The sequence below is a fragment of the Microbacterium sp. HM-570 genome, from assembly GCF_054165885.1.
The window spans coordinates 1935425-1949337 of sequence record NZ_CM135111.1; the positions used below are offsets into that span (position 1 = coordinate 1935425).

General features: G+C 68.8%; 12 protein-coding genes. 6 read left to right on the top strand and 6 right to left on the bottom strand.

What is annotated here, in order from left to right:
* Nucleotides 1–139: 139 nt before the first annotated feature.
* Genes ACT9TC_RS09210 through ACT9TC_RS09220 form a run of 3 tightly spaced genes read right to left on the bottom strand, consistent with a single transcriptional unit; the run spans nucleotide 140 to nucleotide 4091 of the window.
* The gene (locus ACT9TC_RS09210) at nucleotides 140–1354 is read right to left on the bottom strand and encodes an amidohydrolase (RefSeq protein WP_458040230.1); all 1215 of its coding nucleotides are present in this window, start codon (nucleotides 1352–1354) and stop codon (nucleotides 140–142) included.
* The gene (locus ACT9TC_RS09215) at nucleotides 1351–2391 is read right to left on the bottom strand and encodes a LacI family DNA-binding transcriptional regulator (protein WP_458040231.1); all 1041 of its coding nucleotides are present in this window, start codon (nucleotides 2389–2391) and stop codon (nucleotides 1351–1353) included. Before ACT9TC_RS09215 ends, ACT9TC_RS09210 begins: the two co-directional genes overlap by 4 nt.
* An 8-nt stretch (nucleotides 2392–2399) precedes the next feature.
* Nucleotides 2400–4091: a glycoside hydrolase family 13 protein gene (locus ACT9TC_RS09220; RefSeq protein ID WP_458040232.1), complete on the bottom strand. Its 1692-nt coding sequence runs from the start codon at nucleotides 4089–4091 to the stop codon at nucleotides 2400–2402.
* Nucleotides 4092–4181: 90 nt separating this feature from the next.
* Here ACT9TC_RS09220 and ACT9TC_RS09225 point away from each other — a divergent pair, with 90 nt between their 5' ends.
* Entirely contained in the window at nucleotides 4182–4712 is a 531-nt protein-coding gene (locus ACT9TC_RS09225; RefSeq protein WP_458040233.1) for an adenine phosphoribosyltransferase, read from the top strand.
* 204 nt (nucleotides 4713–4916) lie between these two features.
* On the opposite strand, the gene hpxO is transcribed toward ACT9TC_RS09225, so the two are convergent.
* From hpxO to uraD, 3 genes are read right to left on the bottom strand one after another with little or no spacing between them, the layout of a single operon-like run.
* Entirely contained in the window at nucleotides 4917–6110 is a 1194-nt protein-coding gene (gene hpxO / locus ACT9TC_RS09230; protein WP_458040234.1) for an FAD-dependent urate hydroxylase HpxO, read from the bottom strand.
* Between the two features lie 23 nt (nucleotides 6111–6133).
* Nucleotides 6134–6484, bottom strand: coding sequence for a hydroxyisourate hydrolase (uraH, locus tag ACT9TC_RS09235; protein WP_458040235.1), 351 nt, complete (start codon nucleotides 6482–6484; stop codon nucleotides 6134–6136).
* Complete coding sequence (uraD, locus tag ACT9TC_RS09240; protein WP_458040236.1) at nucleotides 6481–6993, bottom strand: 2-oxo-4-hydroxy-4-carboxy-5-ureidoimidazoline decarboxylase; 513 nt, start codon at nucleotides 6991–6993, stop codon at nucleotides 6481–6483. The genes uraH and uraD overlap by 4 nt, the downstream gene beginning before the upstream one ends.
* 144 nt (nucleotides 6994–7137) lie before the next feature.
* On the opposite strand from uraD, the gene ACT9TC_RS09245 reads away from it, so the two are divergent.
* From ACT9TC_RS09245 to ACT9TC_RS09265, 5 genes are all read left to right on the top strand, one after another.
* Nucleotides 7138–7788: a helix-turn-helix domain-containing protein gene (locus ACT9TC_RS09245; protein WP_458040237.1), complete on the top strand. Its 651-nt coding sequence runs from the start codon at nucleotides 7138–7140 to the stop codon at nucleotides 7786–7788.
* 159 nt (nucleotides 7789–7947) lie between these two features.
* Nucleotides 7948–9480 (top strand): NCS1 family nucleobase:cation symporter-1, encoded by a 1533-nt coding sequence (locus tag ACT9TC_RS09250; RefSeq protein WP_458040238.1) that lies wholly within the window; start codon nucleotides 7948–7950, stop codon nucleotides 9478–9480.
* 81 nt (nucleotides 9481–9561) lie between these two features.
* On the top strand, nucleotides 9562–11019 hold the full coding sequence (gene allB, locus ACT9TC_RS09255) for an allantoinase AllB (protein WP_458040239.1): 1458 nt from the start codon (nucleotides 9562–9564) through the stop codon (nucleotides 11017–11019).
* Nucleotides 11016–12248 (top strand): acetamidase/formamidase family protein, encoded by a 1233-nt coding sequence (locus ACT9TC_RS09260; protein WP_458040240.1) that lies wholly within the window; start codon nucleotides 11016–11018, stop codon nucleotides 12246–12248. Before allB ends, ACT9TC_RS09260 begins: the two co-directional genes overlap by 4 nt.
* The gene (locus ACT9TC_RS09265; RefSeq protein WP_458040241.1) at nucleotides 12245–13849 is read left to right on the top strand and encodes an AtzH-like domain-containing protein; all 1605 of its coding nucleotides are present in this window, start codon (nucleotides 12245–12247) and stop codon (nucleotides 13847–13849) included. Before ACT9TC_RS09260 ends, ACT9TC_RS09265 begins: the two co-directional genes overlap by 4 nt.
* The last annotated feature ends 64 nt before the right edge of the window (nucleotides 13850–13913 follow it).

Sequence of the window (13913 nt, forward strand, 5' to 3'; positions counted from 1 at the left end):
GGGCGCGCAGCCAGCGAGCGCCAAGAGGATGGCTGTGCCTGCAAGAGCGACTCCGGCTCTCGGATGTCTCATCCACTCATCTTCACGAAAGACAGCGTCTCGACTCGTCGCGGGCGTAAAGATCAGAGAACTCTTGTTGTCAGCCCAGGAACTCCCGCGCCGCGACCGTCAGCGTCTGCACCCCGTTGCGGAGCGTCGGCTGCAACAGCGGCGCGAAGAACGGCGAATGGTTCGTCGGGATGTCGCGGTCGATCGTGCCCTCTGCCTGAGCGCGCATATAGACGGCCGGGTCGACCCCGCCCCAGAACCAGAAAACCAGCGGCACGCCCGCCTCGCGCGCGAACCACGAGACATCCTCGCTACCGGTGAACATCCCGGGGTCGAGCACGGTCCCAGCGCCGATCTCGCGGTCGAACGCGGCCGAGAGTCGGGCCGTCGCGTCCGCGTCGTTGATCGTCGGGGGCAGCGTGTGGTCGGTCTCGATCGTGGGCGGCAGGGGAGCACCGGATGCCTCGGCCTCGGCGCGCACGATCCGCTCCACCTTCTCGAGCACCTTCGCGCGGGTACTGTCGTCCGCGTAGCGCAGGCTCAGCTCGAGGCGCGCCTCGGCCGGAATGATGTTGTGCTTCAGGCCCGCATGAATCGAACCGACCGTGACCACGGCCATCTCGCGCGGGTCGATCTCGCGCGATGCCACCGTCTGCAGGCGCATGACGGTGGCGGCGGCCATGACGATCGGGTCGATCGTCGCGTGCGGTCGTGAGCCGTGGCCGCCGCGGCCGTGGAGGGTGATGGTCAGGCCATCCGACGCAGCCATCTGCGTTCCCGGACGCACTCCCACAACCCCCGCGGGCAGCGGGGTCACGTGCTGCCCGAGCACGATGTCGGGGCGCGGGAAGCGCGTCAGCACACCGTCGGCGATCATCGCCTGAGCGCCCGCACCGAACTCCTCGGCGGGCTGAATGAGCACAACTATCGTGCCCGCCCACTCATCCGTCGTGCTCGCGAGCTGTTCGATCGCGCCGATCATCGCGGCGACGTGCATGTCGTGTCCGCACGCGTGCATGACCGGAACTTCGGTGCCCTGCGGGTTCAGACCGCGCGCGCTACTCGCGTACGGCAGCCCGGTCTGCTCCTCAACAGGGAGGCCGTCCATGTCGGCGCGGAGCCAGACGGTCGGCCCAGCTCCGTTGCGGAGGACGCCCACGACACCCGTGCCGCCGACGCCTTCGGTGACCTCGAGCCCGAGATCACGGAGGTGCCCGGCCGCGATCGCCGCCGTGCGGGTCTCCTGAAACGACAGCTCCGGGTGCTCGTGCAGGTCGATGTAGAGCGCCTCGAGATCGATCGTCATGCGCCCGAGCCTACGTGGGCGGACGACGGCGGCGCGGTCGATGCGCGCACCACGAGCTCGAAGCGGAGCCCGCCGTGGGGCGGCGGAGCATCCGTCGTCGGACCGGGCTCGAGCAGATCGAGCACGGTCTCGGCAGCCCGCACGCCCTGCTCGCGCGGGAACTGGTCGACGCTCGTGAGCCCGAGCGAGGCGCCCAGCTCGTGCCCGTCGACGCCGACCACGGACAGATCTTCGGGTACGCGAACGCCCAATTCGCGTGCCGCCAGGATCGCCCCGACCGCCATCTCGTCGCTTGCCGCGAAGATCGCGGTCGGGCGTGATCCACCATTTTCGAGAAGCCGCCGCGCCGCCGCCCCACCGCCGAGGATGGTGAAGTCGGCCGGCTCGAACAAGTCCGGCTGGGGGGTGACCCCGGCCTGCACCAGAGCTTGCTCGTGTCCCCGGCGACGCTGCGCGGGCACGCGATAATCGCCGTCGCTCTCGCGTGCCGCCCCGATGTGCGCGATAACGCGGTGTCCGAGTTTCAACAGGTGCGCGGTCGCCAGCGCCCCGACCGCTTCGTCGTCGACCGTGAGGCTGGTCAGGCCCGCCCGGGGTGCGCCGATCCGGACGACGGGTACCCCGATCCCGATGAGCGCGTCCGTCTCGTCCTCGCCGAGCGAGATGGACATCGCGATGACGGCGTCTACCCTCTGCCGGCGCAGGAAGGTGCCGAACATCGTGCGCCGAGCCTCGGCATCCTCGCTCAGCACGTACAGCGTGATGTCGTATCCGCGACGTGCCAGCGCGTCGGCGATTCCGCCGAGTACCGTGCTGAAGAACCACGGATCGAGCAACGGCACCAAAACGCCGATGCTGCGGGTGCGGCCCGAGGCGAGGCTCGATGCCGACGCCTGGACGACGTAGCCGAGTCGCTCCGCCGCCTGCTCCACGCGCATCCGTGTCGGCGCCGACACCCGACCACGACCGCTCAGCGCGCGCGAGACGGTCGCGGTCGAAACGCCGGCCGCACGAGCAACCTCGTCGATGCCGACCATGTCGCGGCCTAGCGCGCGCCCTCGAGCCAGACGGTCGTGTCGGATCCGATCGCGCCGTCCTCGAGCGATGCGCTCGTCAGCACGACGGTCGCGCCGGTGGGCAGCGGCACCGGCGTCGCGCCGACATTCGCGATCACCGTGATGTCGCCGTTGCGGAACGCCACGACGTCGTCGCCATAGCCATCGACCCACTGCAACTCGCCCGTGCCGAGCGCGTGTGCGCGGCGCTCGGTCAGGGCACTGCGGTAGAGCGAGAGCGTCGAGTCGGGCCGGTTGCGCTGCACGTCGCGGGCGAGTTCCGCCCACTGCGCCGGCTGCGGCAACCAGGATGCCCCGGACGCGTTGAAGCCGTAGGAGGGTCCATCCGCGGTCCAGGGGATGGGTACGCGGCATCCGTCCCGCCCGTAGCGCTCGCCGTGGGTCCGGAACCACGTCGGGTCCTGCCGGGCGTCGTCAGGCAGGTCGACGGCCTCGGGCAGGCCGAGTTCTTCGCCCTGGTAGAGGTACGCCGAGCCGGGGAGCGCGAGCATCATCGTGGTCGCCGCACGTGCGCGTCGCAGGCCCAGCTCGGGGATCGGCTGCACCTCGGACAGCGGGCCGATGCCGGTTCCCTGCGGAACATCGCCCGTGAGCGCAAGCCGGGAGGCGTGGCGAATCACGTCGTGGTTCGACAGCACCCAGGTGCTCGGGGCATCCACGGCGCCATATGCGGCGAGCGATTCGGCGACGACCGCCCGAAGCTTCGGCGCGTTCCACGGCGTCTCGAGGTACTCGAAGTTGAAGGCCTGGTGCATCTCGTCCGAGCGCACCCAGAGCGCCGTCTTGGCCGGCGTCGGCAGCCAGGCTTCGGCGGCGAGCGCACGATCGCCCTCATATTCCGCGAGCAGCACATGCCAATCCCGGTAGATTTCGTGAACGCCGGGCTGACCCCAGTACGGCACGTCGGCCTCTGCACCACCCATCGACGCGGCATCTGCGGGGGGCGTGTAGTCGGGCAGACCGTCTTTCTTCACGAGTCCGTGGGCGACGTCCACGCGGAACCCGTCGACGCCACGGTCGAGCCAGAAGCGCAGCACGCCGCGGAATCCCTCCCGCACCTCCTCATTCGACCAGTCGAAGTCGGGCTGCGAGGTGTCGAACAGGTGCAGGTACCACTGGCCCGGTGATCCGTCGGGCTCGACGACCCGCGTCCAGGCGGGTCCGCCGAAGACCGACTCCCAATTGTTCGGCGGCAGCTCGCCATTCTCTCCGAGACCGTCGCGGAACATGTAGCGGGCGCGCTCGGGGCTTCCGGGTGCTGCCGCCAGGGCGGCCTGGAACCAGACGTGCTGATCTGATGAGTGATTCGGCACGAGGTCGACGATGACCCGGATACCGCGGGCATGGGCGCCCTCGAGCATCGCGTCGAAGTCGGCGAGGGTTCCGAAAATGGGGTCGACGTCGCAGTAGTCCGCGACGTCGTAGCCGGCATCCTTCTGCGGCGACGTCATGAACGGCGAGAGCCACAGGGCATCGATGCCGAGCTCCTGCAGGTCGTCGAGCTTGGACGTGATGCCGGGCAGGTCGCCGATGCCGTCGTTCGACGCATCCGCGAACGAACGCGGGTAGATCTGGTAGATCACGGCCGAACGCCACCACTCGGATCCGGGGGCGGAGGGCAGGCGGGACTCGGGCTGGGCGCTCTGCGCGAGAGAAGTCATCCGTCCACGCTAGTGCAAGCGCTTGCGCACGCGCACATCGGGGTCCTCGCCGCGGGGCGGTCGGAGCGCGCGGGCGTTAGGGTGAACCCCGTGCAGACGCCCAGCCCCGACGCCCTTGTTCGCGCCGAGTCGCTCATCGCGGTGATCCCGGACTACCCCCAGCCAGGCATCCTCTTCCGCGACATCATGCCATTGCTCGCGGACGACGCGGCGCTCCGTGCAACGATCGATGCCCTCATCGAACCCTTCGCGGGGACGTACGACGTGGTCGCAGGCATCGAAGCGCGCGGCTTCCTCCTCGCGGGGGCCGCGGCGATGGCCGCGGGCGTCGGCCTGATCCCCATCCGCAAAGCGGGCAAGCTGCCCCGGCCCGCGGCATCCGTGTCCTACGCGCTGGAGTACGGCACGGCCGAGATCGAGGCGCACGACGACATGCCGCACGGCTCACGCGTCCTGCTGCTCGACGATGTGCTCGCGACGGGCGGCACGATCGCCGCCGCGCGAACGCTCGTCGAGCGGCTCGGGGGCAGCGTTGCGGGCACCGCCGTGCTGCTCGAGCTCGACGGCCTCGGCGGTCGAGCTGTCGCAGGCTCCGACATCCACGCCGTCTTCCACGCCTGACGACCGCGCCTGCTCCACGCGAGGGTGCCTGTTCTGCCGCGCGAGGGTGCCCTTTCTGCCGCGCGAGGGTGCCGGTTGTAGGGCACGAGCACCCTCGGTATAGGGAGCGGCACTTTCGCGGTCGGGAACGGGCACTTTCGCGGTCGGGAACGGGCACTCTCGTCGGGAACGGGCACTCTCGCGAGGGGGCGCGGAGGGGTCGCGTCAGACGCGGATGCCGCCGCCGAGGTTGACCGGAGAATCCACGATGTTGCCGACGATGCCCCGGATGACGCCCGTGCCGTCCTCGGTGCGGAGCTGCTCGTACCACTCCTGGGTCGCGGCCACATCGAAAGCGTGTGTCTCCCACGCGCGCTTGCGTGCTCGGATCACCAGGTCGCCCGCGCGCTCGGTGCGCACCTGCTGGTACCGCTGCAGCGTGTCTTCGACACCCAGCGTGTTGGTTGCGAACAGGATGCCGAGGGCAAAACTGTCCTCGAGCGCCGAGCACGCACCCTGACCGATGTCGGGCGCCGTGTTGTGCGCCGCGTCGCCGAGGATCGCGACCCGCCCGTGCACCCAGGTGTCGAACGGGTCGATGTCCCAGATCTCGACGCGGTTGAGCGACACCGCTGGGTCGATCGAGTCGAGCAACGCCTGCACCCCGGGCGCCCATCCCGCGAAGGCCTCGCGCAGCGGCGCCGCACCGTCGGACCGGTCGTAGGGCACCCCGGCCGGTTGTGGCACATCGACGAAGAAATAGAACCGATCACCAGCGACCGGCATCACGGCACAGCGCTTGCCGTCGGCGACATAGGTCGTCCACTGATCGAGCGGCCCGATGTCGGTGTTCGCCGGGACGAGCCCATTGAAGTTCGTGTATCCCGAGTACGTCCGCTCGATCGTCGGCAGCCCCAGCGCCGCTGTGACGTAGTCGCGAGTGATCGAGCGTGCCCCATCCGCCCCGATCAGCAGGTCGGCTGTGTCGGTCGATCCGTCCGCGAAGGTCGCGGTCACCCGGGTGCCGTCGTCGTCGATGCCGACGAGTCTCATCGACAGATGAATGCGGTCCATCCCGACCCGTTCCATGAGCAGCGCCTGCAGGTCGGCCCGCGCGATCGGGTAGGGCCGCTGCCCGGTCTGTGTCGTCACGGGCTCGAGGCTGAAGCGGCAGAGCGTCTCGCCCGTCTTGCCGTCGTAGTAGGCCATGTCGTCCATCAGCCCACCGAGCGCTGCAACCTCGTCGGTCAACCCGAGCCAGTTCAGAACCTTCACGCCGTTGGACCACAGCGACAGCGCAGCCCCGACCGGCTTGTTCTCACGCATCTGGTCGTACACGACGACGTCGTGCCCGAGGCGCTGCAGCGCGATCGCGGCGCTCGTGCCGCCGATGCCGGCGCCGATGACGATGACCTTCACGTGATCCTCCGAAGCGATGCGGCTCAGCTGCCGCGGTAGGTGGAATAGGCGAACGGGCTGAGCAGCAAGGGCACGTGGTAGTGCCTTGAGCCGCCCTGATCGTCGACATCGACCCGGAACGTCACGGTTACCGACGGGTAGAAAGTCTCGACGTCACGTGCCGCGAAGTACGCGCCGGTCGAGAACGTCAGGGCGTAGTCCCCGGCCTCGAGAAGTTCTGGTCCGAGACCGGCCCGGCCGTCGGCATCCGTCGTTCCCGTGGCGACGGGGACGCCGGATGCGGTGGCCAGCGCAACCTCGACGCCCGGTGCGGGCGTTCCCGTCGCGGCGTCGAGAACGTGGGTCGTGAGGTGTGGTGTCGGGTGCGGGGTCATGCACCCATCCTGTCGTCGGTGAGCGCGCCCCGCAGGCGCAGCAAGGCGATCTCAACGAGCTGCTTCGTGGCTTCGACCGTTTCGGCCTCGGCGTCGTTCATGAGCCGGCGCTCGAGGTTCGCCAGGATCTCGTCGGGAGTGCGCCCCGCGGCGCGGATCAGGAAAACGCGCCCGAATCGTTCCTCGTACGCCGCGTTTCCTGCGGCGATGCGGGCTGTCACGTCGTCCGCTGCGGTCGCCATCGCCGCCTGCTCGCGGCGCGAGGCATCGCCTTCGGCTCCCGGAGCGGTCGGCCGTTCGCCGATGCGAGGGTGATGCGCGAGCGCGGCCTCGAGGTGCTCGCCGCTCCACCGCTCGGCGAGCGCCGCAGCGAGGGCCTCTATCTCGGCGACGGATGCGTAGGGCCGCTCGGCAACGAGCGCATTCGTCCATGCCGGGATGTCGGCCCAGACGCGCACGACGGACGCCGCCGTCGCGGCATCCGCGTCATTGAATTCGGAGAGGAGCACCCGGCCACCGTAGTCGGCCCGCGTTTCCCGGATGTTGCTCTGAGTAACATCCGGGAAACGCCGGGCCCCTGGAGAATGCTCATGGGCGAGGCGGGCGGCGGGGGTGGTCCGCCGCGTGGCCCTACGATGGGCGCGGAGGACCCGATGAACGACGATGTGCCGCTCTCTGCCCGGATCGGAAGTCGTCTGCGCCAGCTGCGCAAGTCGTCCGGTCGCTCGCTCGCCTCGGTCGCCCAGCAGCTGGGGATCTCGTCCAGCGCACTGTCCCAGATCGAGACCGGTGTCATGCAACCCTCGGTCAACCGCCTGGTCGAGCTCGTCGGCGTTCTGGGTGCTCCCGTCTCGGCGATCTTCGACGAGCTCGAGGTGTACGAGCGGCCGGTGGGATCGGATGCGCCGGACGTCGCCGAGCCCCTCCCGGGCGTGTTCGTGTCGACCGCGGGCGACATTGCCGTCGCACACCTCGGGCAGGGCGTCACGTATCGACGGCTGACTCCGACGGCGCTGCCGGGAATCGAGCTCTTCGAGTCGTCTTATCCGCCCGGAACATCATCGAGCGTGGATGGTGCGATGCTCGTGCACGCGGGATACGAGTGCGGCAGCGTCGTTTCGGGCGTGCTGACATTCGAGTTCACGGAGGGTGAGCTGCGTCTCGCCGCCGGGGCCTCGCTGTCGTTCGCGGCGACGCGTCCGCACCGCGTCGTGAACGAAACCGACGAAGTCGCCGTCGCCGCGTGGTTGACGCTTCCCGGCGGTCTGCCCGAGCCGGTCGCGTCTCCCACGCCGGAGCTGTGATGTAGGGCAGGGCCCCTTACGAGGCTTAAGTGGTCACTTACTGTCACGGAGCCGTTACGCGCGCGAAATCCACCGACGGAGCTTAAGCAATAGCTTGATCGCGACGCCACCGGGGCGTCGGAACTATCATCCAGCACCTCCGTCTGACTGGAGAATCGCATGACCGTCACGCTTCCCGCCGCCGAAAATATCGCTGAATTCGACACGCACCTGGGGGATGACAGGCACCCCTCGTTGTATAACGACGACCTCGCACCGCTTCCGAAAGAGAAGCGGCGGTGGGGCGCCTTCGAGTTCTTCAACGTCTGGACCAACGACGTGCAGAGCCTGGGTGGGTACATCCTCGCGGCGAGCCTGTTCGTGGGCGCCGGCATCAACGGGTGGTGGGTTTTCGCGGCCATCATCCTCGCCGGCTTCTTCGTCAACTTCCTCGTCAACCTCACGGGCAAGCCGAGCGTCAAGTACGGCATTCCCTATGCGGTCATGGCGCGCTCGAGCATGGGCGTTCATGGAGCCCAGTTCCCCGCGCTCATTCGTGGCATCGTCGCGATCTTCTGGTACGGCGCACAGACGTACTTCGCGTCGACGGCCGTCGGGCTCGCGATCAACGCCATCATCGTCACTCCTCCCGAGGCGACCTTCCTCGGCATGACATGGGTTGATTGGGTGTCGTACATCATCGTGGCTGCCTTGCAGGTACTGCTCTTCGTCGGCGGGATCTCGTGGATCGAGAAGTTCCTGAACTTCGCGGGGCCCGCCGTCTACGTCGTGATGGTGGTGCTGCTGATCGCGATCTGGATCCAGGCAGGCGATCGGCTCATTCCCGCGGTCGGCTCGATCTTCAACAACTCCGAGGTCGAGGGCTGGGCCGCGGTCGGGGCATTCGTCGGCGTGATCGGAACGATGATCGCGTACTTCTCAGCGGTGATCATCAACTTCGGTGACTTCGCTCGCTTCTCGAAGTCGGAGAAGAAGATGCGCCGGGGGAACTTCCTCGGACTGCCCGTCAGCTTGACCTTCTTCACGTTCCTGAGCCTGTTCATCACGGCAGGCGCCTACATCGTGCTGCAGGGAGGCGAAGGAGAACCGCTCACGAACCCGGCCGAGATCGTTGGCCAGGTCGGCAACGTCTTCTTGACCATCCTCGCGGCGGTGACGTTCTTGGTGGCGACGATCGGCATCAACCTCGTCGCCAACTTCATCCCGCCCGCCTACGACCTGTCGAACCTTGCTCCGCAGCGAATCAGCTTCAAGGCGGGTGGCTACATGACCGCGGCGCTCGGGTTCATCGTTGGAGCCCTCTGGGTGTCCGTCATCAACGAGAACGGATTCCCGATCTTCGTAGATACTCTCGGTGCCGTCCTGGCGCCGCTCTACGGGGTGCTGGTGGCGGACTTCTACATCATCCAGCGCCGCGCCTTGAAGGTGCACGACCTGTACTCGACCGGTGCAACCGGTCGCTACTTCTACACCAAGGGTTGGAACGTGCGAGCGATCCTGGTAATCGCGATCGCGGCGGTTTTCTCCATCTCTGCTGTCTGGGTTCCGGCCCTGGGCGCGCTGAGCGGCTTCGCGTGGGTGATCGGTGCGCTGATCGGCGCGATCCTCTACATCGCCGTGATGTGGAACCACCGCGCCGCTCCGGCCGAGCCGGTGGCAGAAACGGTCGAGACAGAGCCCGCCCCCGTCTGACCTCCACGCCATCCCGGCCGCGTTTCCCGGATGTTGCTCTGAGTAACATCCGGGAAACGCCGGGCCCCTAGGTTGGGGCACATGACCGCTCTTCCCGACGCCCCGCGTGCGATCGCCGCGCGTCGCGTCTTCGTCGATGGGGCGATCCGTCCCGCTGTGGTCCGCATCGAGGGCGGCCGTATCGCTGCGATCGCGGATTACGACCCGGATGCTGGGGCCGCTGCATCCGGCGACGTCCCGGCATCCGATGTCACCGTCTTGCCCGACCGCCTCACCCTCTTGCCCGGTCTGGTGGATTCGCATGTCCACCTCGACGAGCCGGGCCGCACGGACTGGGAAGGCTTCGAGACAGGGACCGCCGCCGCGGCCGCGGGCGGCGTCACCACGATCGTCGATATGCCGCTCAACAGCGTGCCCGTGACGACGACCCCCGAGGCGCTCGCCGAGAAGCGCGCCGCCACGGTCGGCAAACTGGCCGTCGACATCGCCTATTGGGGCGGTGCGGTTCCTGAGAATCTCGGGTCGCTCGCCGAACTCGCCGCGGCGGGAGTGGTGGGGTTCAAGTGCTTCCTGATGCCCTCGGGCATCGACGAGTTCGGGCACCTGAACGCCGAACAGCTCGAGGTCGCGCTCGCCGAGATCGCCGCGTTCGATGGGCTGCTGATCGTCCACGCCGAAGACCCCGCGCACGTGCACGACGCCGAGACCCTCGGGCCCCGGTACGACGCGTTCCTCGCCTCCCGCCCGCCTGAGAGTGAGCGTGCGGCGATCCGGCTCGTGATCGAGGCGGCCCGCCGCACCGGTGCCCGCGCGCATATCGTCCACGTGTCGGACGGCGGTGCGCTGGACGACATCCGTGCCGCGAAAGCCGACGGCGTGCGACTCACGATCGAGACCTGCCCGCACTACCTCACCCTTCGGGCCGAGGATGTGCCGGATGCCGCGGGGCAGTTCAAGTGCTGCCCCCCGATCCGGGACGAGGCGAACCAGGACCTCCTCTGGCAGGGCGTCGTCGACGGCACGATCGACGCGATCGTCAGCGACCACTCGCCGTCCACGCTCGAGCTGAAGCAGCAGGGCGGCGGAGACTTCGCCCTCGCGTGGGGCGGAATCTCCGGACTTCAGACCGGATTCTCGGCGATCTTGACCGCGGCGCGGACCCGAGGCATCCCGATCGAGAAGATCCTGCCGCTCATGACGACGGGGCCGGCGCGGATTGCGGGTCTCGGGTCCGCGGGGCAGATCGTGGTCGGCGCTCCGGCACACTTCTCGGTCGTCGATCTCGATGCGACGTACACGGTGCGGGCGGCCGAGCTGCAGTACCGCAACAAGATGTCGCCATGGGATGGGCGTGAGCTTTTCGGTGTCGTCGAGGGCACCTACCTCGCCGGTGCACTCGTCTACACCCCCGAGGCGGGCGTAACTGCCAGAGCAGGACGTGAGATCCTGACCGTGCGCGCCGTCGCGCATCCCGCAGACTCCGCGGATGCGGCGGACCCTGTCGGCGCCGCGTCCCGCGTTGAGGAGATGCATCCGTGACCACAGCCCTCGAAACGACCGCGCAGGAATCAACCATCCTGCAGCCCGGCAGGGGCGAGATCCCCGGCGACCTTTATCTGGCCGCGTCGCCCGCGACCGTAATGTGGGGACGCCTGCCGTGCGCGCGCGATGCCGCGGTACTCACCATCCAGCCCGGGCAGACCGTGACGATCGACACGGTGAGCCACGAGGGAATCCTCGAAGACCAGGGCAAGGATCCGCTGGGGTACTTCACCGGCAAGGGTGTGCCCGAGGCATCCGTTCTCGACGATGCGATCGAGATCGCGCGCTCGCTCAGCCGCGACACGATGGCCGATGGACCGCACGTCGTGACGGGGCCGATCGCTGTCGAGGGCGCGCTGCCTGGCGATCTGCTCAAGATCACGGTCGTGCGCCTGCAGCCGCGCGTGCCGTACGGGGTGATCTCGAATCGGCACGGCAAGGGCGCGCTCGTCGGCGAGCTGCCCCGCGGCGAGCACAACGTGAGCGTCTTCACCCCGGTTGAGGAGCGGGCGGGACGGATGGTCGGGGTGCTGCCCGTCGTCGAGGGAGGCCCCGGGCTCGTCGAGTTTCCGCTCGCGCCGTTCCTCGGCACCATGGGCGTCGCGGTCGCCGGTGATCAGCGGCCCCACTCGGTGCCGCCCGGCGAGCACGGCGGCAACATCGACATCAACCTGCTGGTCGAGGGCACGGTCCTGTACCTTCCGGTGCAGGTCGCGGGGGCCTTGGCGTACGTCGGCGACCCGCACTTCGCGCAGGGCGACGGCGAGGTCGCGCTGACGGCGCTCGAGGCGTCGCTGCGCGCGACCCTGCGCTTCGAGATCGTGCCGCAGGCTGAGGCGCTCGCTGAGTTCGGGGAGTTCACCGGGCCGCTGGTCCGCACCGACGAATACCTCGTACCGACCGGCCTCGATCCCGACCTCGGCGAGGCGATGCGCCGCTGCGTCCGCTCGGCGATCTCGCTCATCCGGGCACGCTGGGGCCTCGACGAGCACCTCGCCTACGCGTACCTCAGCGCCGCGACCGACTTCGACATCTCGCAGGTGGTCGACATCGTCTGCGGCGTACACGCACGCATCCGCGAGTCGGACTTCGCCGCAGTTCAGCGCCCCGGGCATCCGCTCGCCGACTCGCCGACAACAGGCGAATCGGCGAGGACAGGAGAGTTTTCGGCGGATTCTCCTGTTTCGGGAGAATCTCCTGTTCTGAACGAAGGACACACGGCATGACGGATGCCTCGACCGACGGTGCCAACACGGTTCCCGCAGACCTGCTCGAAGCTTTCGAGGCCTACGAGCGCGCGATCATCGCGAACGACCTCGATGCCCTCGATGCGGCCTTCGCGCCCGGCGATGCCACGATGCGCGGGGACCCAGCCGGGTTGCTCGTCGGTCACGACACGATCAGCGTGTTCCGGGGCGTTCGCGGAGGAGTGCCTGCGCGTTCGATCGAACGCATCGAGTACCGCGAGTTGGCACCGGATGTCGCACTGCTCGTATCGATCTCGCGCTACATCGGTGGAGGCACAGGGCTCCAAACCCAGGTGTGGCAGCGGTTCGACGACCGCTGGCTCATCACCGCGGCCCACGTCACGCCGCGCGCACAGGCGCTCGACCGGTCGGTGTGGCGGACGGTCGGTGACCCGCTCTGGCAGGGCGCGTGGGAGGGCCCACTCGAGGGGCTGAGCGTCGCCGTCAAGGACCTGTTCGCGATCAAGGGCTACCGCATCGGCGCGGGCAACCCGACGTACCTCGACTCCGCGCGTGTCGAACCCACGACGGCTGCCGCGGTCTCGGATCTGCTCCGGGCCGGGGCATCCCTCCGCGGAATTGCGCGCACCGACGAGTTCGCGTACAGCGTCGCCGGCGACAACGCGCACTACGGAACCCCGCCCAATGGGGCGCTGCCGGGGGCGCTGCCCGGCGGCTCGTCGAGCGGCCCCGCTTCGGCCGTCGCGACCGGGCAGGCGCAGATCGGTCTGGCGACCGACACAGCCGGGTCCATCCGGGTGCCCGCGTCGTATCAGGGGCTCTGGGGTCTGCGCACGACCCATGGGCTCGTGCCGCGACAGGGGTTGCTGCCGCTCGCGCAGACGTTCGACACGATCGGATGGCTGACGCGCGACGGCGACACGATGCAAAAGGTCGTCGACTGGTGCCTCAGCTACGACGGGTCGGAGTCGACCGAGAGCGTGTTCGGGGAGTCGGGGAGCGACCTGCCGTGGAGCTTCGCGGTGCCGACCGAGATGCTCGAGTCCGTCGAACCCGGGACGCGGGAGGCGTTCGAGGCCCTGCTCGCGGCCCTCGGGGCGGGGGATGCCCGGTCCGAGGTGGCCGAGACATCCGTCGGCGATCTCGATGAGTACCTCGCGGCGTTCCGCGCCGTTCAGGGTGCCGAGGCCTGGCGCAACAACGGCGCGTGGCTGCGCGAGCACCCCGGTGCCGTCGCCCCGGCCGTGGCCGAGCGATTCCGCGTGGCCTCCGAGGTGACCGCCGAGGCCGAGTCCGAGGCGCGCGCGGCGGTCGACGACTTGCGCGCACGCCTGCACGAGGCGACGAACGACACGGTGCTGATCATGCCGACGGTGCCCGGCCCCGCGCCCATGCGCACGCATCGGGGCGAACGGGTCGAGGCCGTGCGTGCCGCGACCCTGCGTATGACAACGCCGGCCGCGATCGGCGGGATGCCCTCGATCTCGATCCCGCTGCTGACGGTGCCGTCGAGCCTCGGCGCAGCCCCCGTGGGTGTGTCTCTGATCTCGCGCCCCGGCACCGACATCGCGCTGGTGCGCCTCGCCCGTCGCCTCACCCGGGCGGTGGTGACGTCATGACAGTCCGCCGAGCGCGCCTGTTGTTGCCGACTGCGCCCACTATTTCGCGCCAGTATCGGGCGCG